We start from the raw sequence: 13,217 nt of genomic DNA, 5'->3' as shown, positions 1-13,217 counted from the left end.
GCACACAGCTTGAACCGGATTGTAGAAGTGGCCCTGGCTATATAAGAGCCGCCGCCCCGCAAAGCCCCCCACAGAATTCAAAAATTAGCGAAAAAACTATGACAAAAACTTTGGTGATTGCAGAAAAACCGTCGGTGGCGCAAGACATCGTGCGCGCACTCACGCCGACGGCAGGCAAATTCGAAAAGTTCGACGAGTATTTCGAGAGCGAAAAATACGTGGTCACCAGCGCGGTCGGCCATTTGGTGGAAATCCAGGCGCCAGAGGAATTTGACGTTAAGCGCGGCAAGTGGAGTTTTGCCCATCTGCCCGTCATCCCACCGTATTTCGACCTCAAACCCGTCGATAAAACCAAAACCCGCCTGAACGCGGTGGTCAAGCAGGCCAAGCGCAAGGACGTCACCGACATCATCAACGCCTGCGATGCGGGCCGCGAGGGTGAACTGATCTTCCGCCTGATCGAGCAGTACGCGGGCGGCTCCAAACCCCTGGCCAAACCGGTGCGCCGTCTCTGGCTGCAGTCGATGACACCGCAGGCCATCCGCGATGGCTTTGGCGCGCTGCGCTCCGAAGCCCAGATGCAGGGCCTGGCCGATGCGGCGCGTTCGCGTTCCGAGGCCGACTGGCTGGTCGGCATCAACGGCACCCGCGCCATGACCGCCTTCAACTCGCGCGATGGCGGCTTCTTTTTGACCACCGTGGGCAGGGTGCAGACGCCCACGCTGTCGGTGGTGGTGGAGCGCGAAGAAAAAATCCGCAAGTTCGTCAGCCGCGACTACTGGGAAATCCACGGCAGCTTCGATGCCGAAGCCGGCAACTACCCGGGCAAATGGTTCAACCCCGACTGGAAGAAACCGCCGCCCGGCCCGGACGGCCAGCCCGACGCAGAGCAGCGTGCCGACCGCGTGTGGAACGCAGCCGAGGCGCAAGCCATTGCCAGCGCCGCCCGCGGCAAGCCCGCCACGGTGACGGAAGAAAGCAAGCCCACCACGCAGGCGTCGCCCGCCCTGTTCGACCTGACATCGTTGCAGCGCGAGGCCAACAGCCGCTTCGGCTTCAGCGCAAAGACCACACTGGCCCTGGCGCAAAGCCTGTACGAACGCCACAAGGCCCTGACCTACCCGCGTACCGATTCGCGCGCGCTGCCCGAAGACTACCTGCCGGTAGTCAAGGAAACCATGGGCATGCTGGCCAACAGCGGCATGAAGCACCTGGCGCCGTTTGCCAAGCAGGCGGTGGACGGCAACTACGTGAAGCCGACCAAGCGCGTGTTCGACAACAGCAAGGTCAGCGATCACTTTGCGATCATCCCGACCCTGCAAGCCCCCAGCGGCCTCAGCGAGGCCGAGCAACGGCTGTACGACTTCGTGGTGCGCCGCTTTATGTCGGTGTTCTTCCCCAGCGCCGAATACCAGGTCACCACCCGCATCAGCACGGTGGCGACCGAAGGCAAAAAGTACGCTTTCCGCAGTGACGGCAAGGTGCTGGTCAAGCCGGGCTGGCTGGCCATTTACGGCAAGGAAGCCGTCAGCGACGACGATGAAAAAGACGGCAAGAACCTGGTGCTGGTGAAGCCCGGCGAAACCGTCCAGGCCGTCGCCGTGGACCCCAAGGCGCTGAAGACCCGGCCGCCGGCCCGCTACTCCGAAGCCACCTTGCTCGGCGCCATGGAAGGCGCAGGCAAGACCATAGACGACGACGAGCTGCGCGAAGCCATGCAGGAAAAAGGCCTGGGCACGCCAGCCACCCGCTCCAGCATCATCGAAGGCTTGATCGCCGAAAAATACATGCTGCGCGAAGGCCGCGAGCTGATTCCCACGGCCAAGGCTTTCCAGCTGATGACGCTCTTACGCGGCCTGGGCGTGGAAGAACTTTCCAAGGCCGAGCTCACCGGCGAATGGGAATACAAACTCGCGCAAATGGAGCGCGGCCAGATCAGCCGCGCCAGCTTCATGGCCGAGATCGCCGCCATGACCGAACGCCTGGTCAAAAAGGCCAAGGAATACGACCGCGACACCATTCCCGGCGACTACGCCACGCTGTCCACGCCCTGCCCGAACTGCGGCGGCATCGTGAAAGAAAACTACCGCCGCTACACCTGTACCGGCGCCGATGGTCACAGCGACGGCTGCGGCTTTTCGTTCGGCAAATCGCCGGCCGGCCGCACGTTTGAGCAGGCCGAGGTCGAGCAGTTCATGCGCGACCGCCGGATCGGCCCGCTGGACGGCTTCCGCTCCAAGGCCGGCTGGCCGTTCACCGCCGAGATGACCATCAAGTTCGACGAAGAAACCAAGAACTACAAGCTGGAATTCGACTTCGGCGACGACAAAAAGGCCGAGGAAACCGGTGAGCTGGTCGACTTTGGCGACGCGCCCAGCCTGGGCAACTGCCCCAAGTGCGGCAGCCCGGTGCACGAGCACGGCGCCAACTACGTCTGCGAAAAAACCGTGCCGACCCTGGCCCATCCGACGCCCAGCTGCGACTTCAAGAGCGGCAAGATCATCCTGCAACAGCCGGTGGAGCCCGAGCAGATGCGCAAGCTGCTGGCCACCGGCAAAACCGATCTGCTGGACAAGTTCGTCTCCATGCGCACGCGCCGCAACTTCAAGGCCTTTTTGGCCTGGGACGCGGAAGCCGGCAAAGTGAACTTCGAGTTCGCGCCCAGCAAGTTCCCGCCACGGCCCGGTGCCGCAGCCAAGTCTGCAGCCGCAAAGAAAGCGGTTCCGGCCAAGAAGGCCGCCCCCGCCAAAAAGGCCGCAGCCAAGAAAACCGCCGCGGCCAAAACCCCGCGCAAAACCGCCAGCACCGGCGGCCTGACGCCCAGCCCGGCCCTGGCCGCGGTGGTCGGCAGCGAGGCCGCTTCGCGTCCGCAGATGGTCAAGAAAATGTGGGACTACATCAAGGCCAACAACCTGCAAGACGCCACCAACAAGCGCAACATCAACGCCGACGCCTTGCTGGCACCGGTATTCGGCAAGCCGCAGGTGACGATGTTTGAGCTGACCGGCCTGATCGGCAAGCACCTGGCCTGAAGCGGAACTGCTGCGGGGTGGCCCGCTTCCACCCGGTGCGCGCCGGGCGCATAGTGGTGGACCCGCCACCACCGCCAGGAGGAGCCATGCCTTTGACCAACCGTCTGCCGCGCCTGTGCACAAGCCTAGCGGCTTGCGCGGCCACGGCCGCTCAGGCCCAGCCCATCACCTGGACACCGCCCGCCAACTGGCTGCTGTACTGCGTGCCGGTGGTAGCGCTGGTCGGTGCGGTCATCGCGATCTGGATCATCCGCTCGGCACTGCTGCAGGCGCCGAACTGGTCGCTGGCCGATGCCTTGTCCGAGCCGACCGACCTGCCGGTCTATACCGAAACCACCGATGCCGCGGGCAATGTGACCCGCAGCCTGCAGCTAGGCGCCGACGGCCGCCCCCTGCTGGCGCCGCAGATGCGCGCCAGCAGCAGCCGCGTGATCGCGCTGATGGGCATGGTGGCGATTCTGTTTTTGTTCATCGGCTTCGGGGCGCTGGCCTTGTTTGGCCTGGGCAGCACCGGCCAGGTGCCGGAGCACATGGACCGCGTGGTCAACTTCCTGGTGGCCGGCATGACGCTGTTTGCGCCCTACGTGGTCAACAAGTTCAGCGCACTGTTCCAGGGCCTGACCGGCCGCAAATAGGCCATGCTATTGAAAACATAGCTGCTAGCGCAGGTGTTCTGTGCGCTAGCGGCCTATTTTGCATAAATTCAGGACTTCAGTGCGGCCGTCACCATGATCTCGACCTTGATCTCAGGGCGGGCCAGGCGGGCTTCTACCGTGGCGCGGGCGGGGCCGATGCCGGCCGTGCCCAGCCAGGCGTCCCACACCGCGTTCATGGCGGCAAAGTCGGCCATCGCGGCCAGGTAGATGGTGGCGGTCAGGATGCGCGACTTGTCGCTGCCGGCTTGGGCCAGCACGGTGTCGATCTGGTCCAGCACGCTCTGGGTTTGGGCCGCAATCGGCAGGCTGTTGTCTTCCGGCACCTGACCGGCCAGGTAGGCCACGCCGTTGTGGATGGTGGCGTCGCAGAGTCGGTTGCCGGGGTTGATGCGTTGGATGGTCATGGCTTGCGCTTTCTTGAACAGGGGTGGAAATACAACCCCTGATCGTAGCGCGCTCAGGGCAGCAGGAAGTTGCGCATCGCGCCGCTGCCGGGCTCCAGCGCATCCACGGTTTCGTCCTTCAGGTCCACGCCCGACAGCTGGCGCCGGCGCGACTCGCGCAGCAGCATGTGCAGTTTGTAGGCAGCGTCGAAGTAGGACAGACCTTCGGGCCGCACGTTCGAGATACAGTTGCGCGCCGCATCGGTCAGGCCGACCCGCGGCCCCCAGGTGAGGTACAGGCCCATGCTGTCGGGCGCGCTCAGGCCTGGGCGCTCGCCGACCAGCACCACCACGGCCTTGGCGCCCAGCAGCTGGCCGACCTCGTCGCCCACCGCCACCCGGCCCTGGGTGACGATGGTGGTGGGGGCCAGTGACCAGTCCTCGGTGCCCAGGCGCTGCAGCAGGGCGTGGATGAAGGGCGCGGCGTTCTGCGCAATCGCCAGCGCCGACAGGCCATCGACCACCACCAGCGCCAGATCGAACGGCACGACCGGCAGGTAGCGCTCGGCCAGCTTGTCGTGCGATGCGGCGTCGAGCCGGCGGCCCAGGTCGGGGCGCTGCAGATAGGTGCTGCGGTCGGGCGCAGCGCTGGCCAGCTGCAAGGCATCGGGGTGGCCGGGCAGGACGGCACCCAGGTCCTGCGCGAGCTGGGCGGTGTCCAGCGGCAGGTGCACGGCGTCACGGGCTCGCGCATGGGCCAGCTGGAAGTCGAGCTGCGGCTGGGTCGGCAGGCTGATGCCGGTGCGGCCCAGGGCGATGCGCGCGGCGGTCAGGCTGCGCAAGGCCTGCCAGGGGTTGGAGATCACATTCATGTCAGGGCCAGTAAAGCGTGGGCAAAGGGCTCGGGCATGGCGCTGCCGAGCTGGGCCATGCCATCGCTTTCAAAAATCTGCATGCGCTGCAGCCAGGCCTCGAACTCGGGCGCGGGGCGCAGACCGAGCAGGCGGCGCACATACAGCGCGTCGTGGAACGAGGTGGTCTGGTAGTTCAGCATGATGTCGTCCGAGCCGGGAATGCCCATCACAAAGCTGCAGCCGGCCGCGCCCAACAGGGTCAGCAGCACGTCCATGTCGTTCTGGTCGGCCTCGGCGTGGTTGGTGTAGCAGACGTCGCAGCCCATGGGCAGACCCAGCAGCTTGGCGCAGAAATGGTCTTCCAGGCCGGCGCGGATGATCTGCTTGCCGTCGAACAGGTATTCGGGCCCGATGAAGCCGACCACGGTGTTCACCAGCAGCGGCTTGAAGGCGCGGGCCACGGCGTAGGCGCGGGCCTCGCAGGTCTGCTGGTCCATGCCATGGTGGGCGTTGGCCGACAGCGCGCTGCCCTGGCCGGTTTCGAAGTACATCACGTTGTCACCCACCGTGCCGCGGTTCAGCGACAGGGCGGCGCTGCGCGACTCGGCCAGCAAGGCCAGGTTGATGCCGAAGCTGCGGTTGGCCGCCTCGGTGCCGGCAATCGACTGGAACACCAGGTCCACCGGCGCGCCGCGCTCGATCGCCTGGATGGTGTTGGTCACATGGGTGAGCACGCAGCTTTGCGTGGGGATCTCGTAGCGCTGGATGATGGCGTCCAGCATGGTGACGATCTTCACCACCTGGGGCACGTTGTCGGTGGCCGGATTGATGCCGATCACCGCGTCGCCGCTGCCGTAGAGCAGGCCGTCGAGCACGCTGGCGGCGATGCCGCTGGTGTCGTCGGTCGGGTGGTTGGGCTGCAGCCGGGTCGACAGGCGCCGCTCCAGGCCTATGGTGTTGCGGAAGGCGGTGATGACACGGCACTTCTTGGCCACCAGAATCAGATCCTGGTTGCGCATGATCTTGCTGACCGCCGCCGCCATTTCGGGCGTGATGCCCGGCGATACCGCGGCCAGGGTGGCGCTGTCCACCGGGTCGCTGAGCAGCCAGTTGCGGAAGTCGCCCACCGTCAGATGCTGGATGGGGGCGAAGGCCGCCGCCTGGTGGCTGTCGATGATCAGGCGGGTGACCTCGTCGCTCTCGTAGGGCACGACCGGCTGCTGCAGAAAGGTGGCCAGCGGCAGATCGGCCAGCGCCATTTGCGCGGCCACGCGCTCCTGCGCATTGCCGGCGGCCACGCCGGCCAGCACATCGCCGGAGCGCAAGGGCGTGGCTTTGGCCAGCAGCTCACGCAGATCGCGGAAGCGGTAGGTGTGGGCGCCTACCGTATGGGCAAACTGGGGCATGCGGGCCTTTGCAGTGGCTTAGGCGGCGACGCCGGGCAGCGCAGCCTGGCGCTGGCCCTTGGTCAACAAAAAGTAGACCAGGCCCACCGCCAGGAAGCCGATGAACAGACCGAACACCAGTGGGTTGAAGTAGATCATGGTGACCATGCAAACGCAGGCGCCCAGCAAGGCAAACGCCGGCAGGATGGGGTAGAACGGCGCCCGGAACGGACGCACCATGTTCGGCTCGGTGCGGCGCAGCTTGAACAGGCTGAGCATGCTGATGATGTACATCAGGATGGCGCCGAACACCGACATGGTGACGATGTTGGCGGTCAGGGTCTGGCCGCCGATCTTGATCAGCTCGTCGCTGAAGATGGCCGCAATGCCGATCACGCCGCCGGCCAGAATCGCCCGGTGCGGGGTGTTGAAGCGCGGGTGGATCTTGGCGAAGTACGAGGGCAGATAAGCCTCCCGCGCCAGCGCAAAAATCTGCCGCGAATAGCCGAGGATGATGCCGTGGAACGAGGCGATCAGGCCGAACAGGCCGAGCCAGACCAGCATGTGCAGCCAGTTGCTGTTTTCACCGACGATCAGCTTCATGGCCTGGGGCAGCGGGTCATTGATATTGGCCAGCTTGGTCCAGTCGCCGGCGCCACCGGCAAACACCATCACGCCAATCGCCAGCAGCACCAGGGTCAGGATGCCGGCGATGTAGGCGATGGGGATAGAGCGTTTCGGGTCCTTGGCTTCTTCGGCGGCCATGGCCACGCCTTCGATCGCCAGGAAGAACCAGATGGCAAACGGAATCGCCGCAAACATGCCAGGAATCGCCGCCATGCTGAAGCCGTCGGCACCCGACCAGCCGCCCTTGGTGAAGTTGGCCAGCGAGAAGCTAGGCGAGACCACGCCCATGAACACCAGCAGCTCAAAAATGGCCAACAGGGTCACGGCCAACTCGAAGGTGGCGGCGATCTGCACGCCCACAATGTTCAGCGTCATGAACACCAGGTAGGCGCCAACGGCGGCCACCTTGGGGTCGAGCGAGGGGAACTGCACGTTCAGGTAGGCGCCAATCGCCAGCGCAATCGCCGGCGGGGCAAACACGAATTCGATCAGCGTGGCCGCCCCGGCGAAATAGCCGCCTATGGGGCCGAACGCGCGCTTACTGTAGGCAAACGGGCCGCCCGCATGCGGGATCGAGGTGGTCAGCTCGGTGAAGCTGAAGATGAAGCAGGTGTACATCGCGGCGATGAACAACGAGGTGACGGTAAAGCCCAGCGTGCCCGCCGAGGCCCAGCCGAAGCTCCAGCCAAAGTATTCGCCGGAGATCACCAAGCCGACGGCGATGCCCCATAGCTGGACGGTGCCCAGGGTTTGCTGCAGCGCGGGTGATTTAGAGGGAGTGGCCATACGGGTTCCTTGCACTGGGTTGGTGTTTGCGCAAAGGAAACCTATGCCCCCTGTGGTGCATAGGCCTTTGCGCCATGGGGGTATTGCAACTTTGATGCCACCATCAGAATTCTGTCGCGGTGGCGACAGTGCTACTTTATTTGTAGCTGCACGCGCATATTCTGTCTACGCAAACCCGGTTTTTATCTATGAAAGCCATCACGCCTGGCGCAGATGCCAGGCTTTGGGCCGGGTGAAGGTCTGGATGCCGTAGGTCGACAGGGTCAGGCCCATGCCCGAATCGCCATAGCCGCTCCAGGGCAGGCGCGGGCTCACGCGGTCGCAGCAGTTCCAGTAGACGCTGCCGGCGCGCACCTGGGCCAGCACGGCGCGGGCGCGAGCCTCGTCGGGGGTGAAGACGCCGGCCGTCAGGCCGTAGCGGGTGTCGTTCATCAGCGCCACGGCCTCGGCGTCGCTGGCCACCTTCTGGATGCCGATGACCGGGCCGAAGCTTTCCTCGACCATTAGGTCCATGGTGTGGTCCACACCGGTAAACACCGTGGGCGCATAGCTGTTGCCGGGCAGGCGCTGGCCGCCAGTCAGCAGGGTCGCGCCCTTGGCGATGGCGTCAGCCACTTGGGCGTCCAGCACGTCCAGCTGGGCGCTGCGGGTGAGTGCGCCGATGTAGGTGGCGTCATCCATCGGGTCGCCCACCCGGAAGCCGCGCACCGTGTCCAGAAAGGCCGCCACAAAGGCGTCGAAGATTTTTTCGTGCACATAGATGCGCTCCACCGAGCAGCAGCTCTGGCCGGTGTTGTACATGGCGCCGTCGGCCAGCGAGGCGGCGGCGATGGCCGGGTCGGCGTCGTCGCACACATAGGTCGGGTCCTTGCCGCCCAGCTCCAGCTGCAGCTTGACCATGCGCGGACCCAAGGTCTGGGCGATCTTGGCGCCGGTGGCATACGAGCCGGTGAAAAACAGGCCGTCGATGCGCTGCGCCTGCAAGGCCGTGCCCACAGCCGCGCCGCCCACGCAGAGCACAAACACATCCAGCGGCACGCCGGCCGCGTGCAGCAGGCGGGCGATCGCCAGGCCGGTCAGCGTGGCGTATTCCGAGGGCTTGTAGAGCACGCTGTTGCCGGTCAGCAGCGCCGGGATGATGACGTTGCAGCCCACGAACCAGGGGTAGTTCCAGGCCGAGATATTCGCCACCACGCCCAGCGGGACGTGCTCGATCTGCTCGGTCATGCCGCCTTCATGGAACACGGTTTGGGTGGCGGTGCTGGCGTCGACCTCGGCCAGAAAGAAGTCGATGCGGCCCAGCAGCCCGTTCAACTCGTTGCGCGACATGCTGATGGGCTTGCCGGTCTCGGCCGTCATGGTGGCGGCCAGGGCCTGCAGCTCGTCCACCACGGCGGCGCGGAAGCGGACTATGCAATCTTTGCGCTGGGCCAGCGGCAGCGCCGCCCAGGCCGGTTGCGCGCTGCGGGCGGCCAGGGCCTTGGCCGAGATGGAAGCGGCGTCGTCGCAGGGCAACTCGCGGATCAGCGTGCCGGTGGCGGGGTTGTGGATGCTCAAGGTTTTCATAGCGTGCGCAGTTGGTTTTTGGCCGCCTGGGCGGCTTGCAGAAAGTCGGTAAGCAGCGGCGTGTCGTCCAGGGTGCCGAGCGCGGGTTGGTGGAACTCAGGGTGCCACTGCACGGCCGCCACATAGGCGGGGCCTGTGCCGCGGATGGCTTCGACCATGCCGTCCTCGGGGCAGCGCGCCTCGACCACAAAGCCCGGCGCCAGGTCCTTGATGCCCTGGTGGTGGATACTATTTATTTTGTAGCTGCTTGCGCCCGCCAATAGTGCACCGAGCCGGGTTTTCTCTACGATTTCCAGCTGGTGGAAATGCTGGTCGTAGGTATCGGCGTCGCGGTGCAGCACCGCCTCGGGACGCTGGGTGGCAATGTCCTGGTAGAGCGTGCCGCCAAAGGCCACGTTGATCAGCTGCAGCCCCCGGCACACGCCGAACACCGGCTTGCCGGCCGCCACAAAGGCATGCACCAGGGCCTGCTCGTAGCCGTCGCGGATGCGGTCGCCGCTCCAGCGTTCCTGCAACGGGGTTTCGCCATAGCTGCCGGGCCAGACATCGGCGCCACCGTGCAGCACCAGGCCGTCCAGCCACTGCGCATAGTCGTCGAAATGCACCTCGCCGCGCGCGGTATCGCCCACCGGCGACGGCACCATCACCGGCAGCGCGCCGCCCGACATGATCCAGTGCGCCATCGACTGCTCGACGTACTGCAGGGTCTTCTTGGCAAACGCTGCGCGCGCCGGGTCGGGGTGCAGAAAGCAGGCGCTGATGCCAATCTTCAAACGGTCTTTCACCATCACAAAGCTGCCTTGAAAAGATTCTCGAAGTCCTCCGCCGTGCAGGGACGCGGGTTGGTCTGGTGGCACATGTCGGCGGTGGCGATCTCCACCAGGCGCGGCAGGTGTTCGGAATGCACGCCGTGGTCGGCCAGCCGGCCGCTGATGCCGATGTCCTGCTTGAGCTCGCGCAGCCAGGGCACAAAGGCCTTGCCACCGCCCTCCAGTTTGCACACATGGGCCAGTTCGTCGAACTTGTGCGGCACGGCCACCTGGTTCCAGACCAGCACGGTGTCGATCATCAGCGCGTTGGCCAGGCCGTGGTGCAGGTCGCAGACCGCGCCCAGCGCATGGGCGCAGGAATGCACCGCGCCCAGGTCCTTCTGGAAGGCGATCGCACCCATCATCGAGGCCATCATCATGTCGGATCTGGCCTGCAGGTTGCTGGGCTCGTGCACCGCGGTGCGCAGCGCAGCGGCGGCGATGCGCACGCCCTCCAGCGCGATGCCGTCGCATAGCGGGTGGTAGGCCGGCGAGAGGTAGCTTTCGATGTTGTGGGTCAGCGCGTCCATGCCGGTGGCGGCGGTCACATGGGCGGGCAGGCCCAGGGTGAGCTCGGGGTCGGCAAACACGGTCTTGGCCAAAATGTGGGCGCTGAAGACCACGCGCTTGAGATGCGTGTCGTTCTCGCTGACCACGCTGGAGCGGCCGACTTCCGAGCCGGTGCCCGAGGTGGTGGGCACGGCCACAAAGTACGGCAGGGGCTGGCTGATGGGCCGCACCTGCGGGTGGTCCCACACGTATTCCAGAATGTCGCCGGGATGGGTAGCCGGGATGCCGACCACCTTGGCCACATCCAGCGCCGCACCGCCGCCAAAGCCGATCACGCAGTCGGCGTTGTGCGCCTTGAAGGCCTCGGCGCCTTCCATCACCTGGCTGCAAGTCGGGTTGCCGTGCACGCCGCTGTACACGGCCACCACCAGGCCGTTCAGATGGCTGACGAACTCGGCCATCACCGGCAGGGCGGCCAGGGCCCGGTCGGTCACGATCAGGGGACGCTGCAAGCCCTGGTCTATCAGGTGCTGGGCGACGAGCTTGCGCGCGCCGGCGCCAAATTTGATCGGTGTGGGAAAGGCGAAGGAGTTGATGCTCATGGTGGTGCTGGGTTCGGGTTGGACGGTAATCGCCATATGGGTTTTGCCAAAGCTGCGGCCCTGGACACGGATTGCATCGGGTTCGGTGCCAAAGGCGCGGAAGCCGGCCTGCTGGTACAGCGCGGTAGCCGCCTGGTTGCCCTCGGTGACGGTGAGCACGACGCGGCTGACGCCGGAGGCCCGCGCGTCCTGCAGCACCGTGGCCACCAGCGCGCGACCGATGCCGCGGCCGGCTACTTCGGGCGCCACATACATGCTGACCAGGTTGGCCTTGTGGCGGTTCTTCAGGCGCGACTCGAAGCTCAGGCCGACCATGCCCACCAGGGTGTTGTCGATGAATGCGCCCCAAAGCTTGTCGCTGCCGGCCAGGCGCTTTTCGGTGTCGGCCAGCGGGCGCAGGTTTTCTTCTTCGAAGCTGGAAGTAAACGCATCCGCATGCTCGCGCAGCGCCCGCAGGCGCAGAGCCCGGTAAGACAGGGTGTCGGCGAGCTGCAGGCGGCGTATGTCCATTAAATAATCTCGAAGTAGCGTTTCATTTCCCAATCGGTCACGGCATCCAGCCACTGACGCCATTCCCATTCGCGGGTGGCGGCGAAGTGGTCGACAAAAGTATCGCCCAACCAGTCGCGTGCGACCGCAGATTTTTGAAACAGCCGGGTGGTTTCGATCAGGGTGCGCGGTGCGCGGGCGATGTGCTCGGCGCCGCCGTTGGTGCCGGTGATGGGCGGGGTGGTCAACTTCAAGCCCTTTTCCACCCCGTCGAGCCCGGCGGCGATGACGGCGGCCATGGCCAGATAGGGGTTCACGTCGGCGCCGGGGCAGCGGGTTTCCAGCCGCGTGGCCTTGGGGCTGCCGGCAATCACGCGGAAGCTGGCGGTACGGTTGTCCACGCCCCAGGTGGGCTTGACCGGCGCCCAGCAGCCGTCGACCAGGCGCTTGTAGCTGTTGATGGTGGGCCAGATCATCGGGCCGAAGTCCACCATGCAGGCCAACTGGCCGGCCAGGTAGCTCTCGAACAGCTTGCTCATCTTGCGCGGGTTCTTGGCGTCGAAGAACAGGTTGTTTTTACCGTCGCTCAAACTTTGGTGGATGTGGCCGCTGCAGCCCGGCAGCTGTTGGTGCGGCTTGGCCATGAAGCTGGGCATGATGCCGAAGCGCGCGCCGATCTCCTTGGCCCCGGTCTTGAACAGCACGGCCCGGTCGGCCTGGGCCAGGGCTTCGCTGAAACCGATGGCGACTTCGAACACGCCCGGCCCGGTCTCGGTGTGCAGGCCTTCGATGGGCACGCCGAAATCGCGCATCTCGTCCATCAAGGCGTTGAAGAACGGCCGGTTCTGGTTCATGCGCAGCAGCGAATAGCCAAACATGCCCGGGGTCAGCGGGGTTGCGCCCACGCCCTTCTTCTCGGCCCAGCTGTGCGGGGTTTCCAGAAAGTTGTACCACTCGAATTCCATGCCGGTCATCACCTGCAAGCCCATTTTCTCGGCCCGCTGGAGCACACGCTTCAACGTCTGGCGCGGGCACAGCGGGTGCGGCGTGCCATCGGCCAGCACGAATTCGCCCAGGAAGAACGGCACCTGGCTGTCCCAGGGCACATGGCGCGCAGTGCCCAGGTCGAGCCGGGCCAGCGCATCGGGGAAGCCGTGCTGCCAGCCGGTGACGCTGGTGTTGTCGTAGCAGGTGTCGGTCATGTCCCAGCCCAGCACCACGTCGCAGAAGCCGAAGCCGCCCGCCGGGTAGGGCTCGGCCGCGCCGAGGAACTTGTCGATGTGCAGGTATTTGCCGCGCAGCACGCCGTCGATGTCGGTCACGGCGACCTTGACCTTGGCGGCGCCGGATTTCTGCAACGCGGCCAGCGCAGGATGGTGGGAAACGGTTTTGGATTTGGATGCCATCTTGTCTCTTGTGGTTGTAAGCCGAGGGCAGGCGCATGGTGCCGCATGCGTGCCCACCCAGCTTTGTGGTCTTGTGTCGAGGCCGTTCTATTGAAACGCGTGTACCGATGGA

General features: G+C 65.3%; 10 protein-coding genes. 2 read left to right on the top strand and 8 right to left on the bottom strand.

What is annotated here, in order from left to right; genetic code table 11:
- Window positions 1-98: 98 nt before the first annotated feature.
- The gene (locus tag BLT66_RS08450) at window positions 99-3,032 is read left to right on the top strand and encodes a DNA topoisomerase III (RefSeq protein WP_092757252.1); all 2,934 of its coding nucleotides are present in this window, start codon (window positions 99-101) and stop codon (window positions 3,030-3,032) included.
- Between the two features lie 86 nt (window positions 3,033-3,118).
- Window positions 3,119-3,667: a hypothetical protein gene (locus BLT66_RS08445; protein WP_092757251.1), complete on the top strand. Its 549-nt coding sequence runs from the start codon at window positions 3,119-3,121 to the stop codon at window positions 3,665-3,667.
- 68 nt (window positions 3,668-3,735) lie between these two features.
- Here the strand turns inward: BLT66_RS08445 and BLT66_RS08440 are convergent, their stop codons facing one another.
- From BLT66_RS08440 to BLT66_RS08405, 8 genes are all read right to left on the bottom strand, one after another.
- The gene (locus BLT66_RS08440) at window positions 3,736-4,092 is read right to left on the bottom strand and encodes a RidA family protein (RefSeq protein WP_092757250.1); all 357 of its coding nucleotides are present in this window, start codon (window positions 4,090-4,092) and stop codon (window positions 3,736-3,738) included.
- A 53-nt stretch (window positions 4,093-4,145) separates the two neighbouring features.
- Window positions 4,146-4,943 carry an ethanolamine ammonia-lyase subunit EutC gene (gene eutC / locus BLT66_RS08435; RefSeq protein WP_092757249.1) on the bottom strand — a complete coding sequence of 266 codons (798 nt, stop codon included), beginning with the start codon at window positions 4,941-4,943 and terminating at the stop codon, window positions 4,146-4,148.
- Window positions 4,940-6,331 (bottom strand): ethanolamine ammonia-lyase subunit EutB, encoded by a 1,392-nt coding sequence (locus tag BLT66_RS08430; protein WP_092757248.1) that lies wholly within the window; start codon window positions 6,329-6,331, stop codon window positions 4,940-4,942. The genes eutC and BLT66_RS08430 overlap by 4 nt, the downstream gene beginning before the upstream one ends.
- Before the next feature lie 18 nt (window positions 6,332-6,349).
- Window positions 6,350-7,723 carry an ethanolamine permease gene (gene eat, locus BLT66_RS08425; RefSeq protein WP_092757247.1) on the bottom strand — a complete coding sequence of 458 codons (1,374 nt, stop codon included), beginning with the start codon at window positions 7,721-7,723 and terminating at the stop codon, window positions 6,350-6,352.
- 198 nt (window positions 7,724-7,921) lie between these two features.
- Window positions 7,922-9,289 carry an aldehyde dehydrogenase family protein gene (locus tag BLT66_RS08420; RefSeq protein WP_092757246.1) on the bottom strand — a complete coding sequence of 456 codons (1,368 nt, stop codon included), beginning with the start codon at window positions 9,287-9,289 and terminating at the stop codon, window positions 7,922-7,924.
- Window positions 9,286-10,077 carry a gamma-glutamyl-gamma-aminobutyrate hydrolase family protein gene (locus BLT66_RS08415; RefSeq protein WP_092757245.1) on the bottom strand — a complete coding sequence of 264 codons (792 nt, stop codon included), beginning with the start codon at window positions 10,075-10,077 and terminating at the stop codon, window positions 9,286-9,288. The genes BLT66_RS08420 and BLT66_RS08415 overlap by 4 nt, the downstream gene beginning before the upstream one ends.
- Window positions 10,077-11,720 carry an iron-containing alcohol dehydrogenase gene (locus tag BLT66_RS08410; RefSeq protein WP_176955016.1) on the bottom strand — a complete coding sequence of 548 codons (1,644 nt, stop codon included), beginning with the start codon at window positions 11,718-11,720 and terminating at the stop codon, window positions 10,077-10,079. The genes BLT66_RS08415 and BLT66_RS08410 overlap by 1 nt, the downstream gene beginning before the upstream one ends.
- The gene (locus BLT66_RS08405) at window positions 11,720-13,105 is read right to left on the bottom strand and encodes a glutamine synthetase family protein (RefSeq protein ID WP_092757243.1); all 1,386 of its coding nucleotides are present in this window, start codon (window positions 13,103-13,105) and stop codon (window positions 11,720-11,722) included. Before BLT66_RS08405 ends, BLT66_RS08410 begins: the two co-directional genes overlap by 1 nt.
- Between the last annotated feature and the right edge of the window lie 112 nt (window positions 13,106-13,217).

It is taken from the genome of Rhodoferax sp. OV413 (assembly GCF_900104385.1).
In the GTDB taxonomy this organism is placed as follows: domain Bacteria; phylum Pseudomonadota; class Gammaproteobacteria; order Burkholderiales; family Burkholderiaceae_C; genus Rhodoferax_B.
The sequence above is the reverse complement of the archived record's forward strand: the minus strand, read 5'-3'. Positions and strand labels throughout refer to the sequence as shown.

Excerpts from the sequence above, each read along its gene's own strand:
- BLT66_RS08450 (WP_092757252.1), top strand. The coding sequence starts at position 99 with ATGACAAAAACTTTGGTGATTGCAGAAAAACCGTCGGTGGCGCAAGAC.
- BLT66_RS08445 (WP_092757251.1), top strand. The coding sequence starts at position 3,119 with ATGCCTTTGACCAACCGTCTGCCGCGCCTGTGCACAAGCCTAGCGGCT.
- BLT66_RS08440 (WP_092757250.1), bottom strand. The coding sequence starts at position 4,092 with ATGACCATCCAACGCATCAACCCCGGCAACCGACTCTGCGACGCCACC.
- eutC (WP_092757249.1), bottom strand. The coding sequence starts at position 4,943 with ATGAATGTGATCTCCAACCCCTGGCAGGCCTTGCGCAGCCTGACCGCC.
- BLT66_RS08430 (WP_092757248.1), bottom strand. The coding sequence starts at position 6,331 with ATGCCCCAGTTTGCCCATACGGTAGGCGCCCACACCTACCGCTTCCGC.
- eat (WP_092757247.1), bottom strand. The coding sequence starts at position 7,723 with ATGGCCACTCCCTCTAAATCACCCGCGCTGCAGCAAACCCTGGGCACC.
- BLT66_RS08420 (WP_092757246.1), bottom strand. The coding sequence starts at position 9,289 with ATGAAAACCTTGAGCATCCACAACCCCGCCACCGGCACGCTGATCCGC.
- BLT66_RS08415 (WP_092757245.1), bottom strand. The coding sequence starts at position 10,077 with ATGGTGAAAGACCGTTTGAAGATTGGCATCAGCGCCTGCTTTCTGCAC.
- BLT66_RS08410 (WP_176955016.1), bottom strand. The coding sequence starts at position 11,720 with ATGGACATACGCCGCCTGCAGCTCGCCGACACCCTGTCTTACCGGGCT.
- BLT66_RS08405 (WP_092757243.1), bottom strand. The coding sequence starts at position 13,105 with ATGGCATCCAAATCCAAAACCGTTTCCCACCATCCTGCGCTGGCCGCG.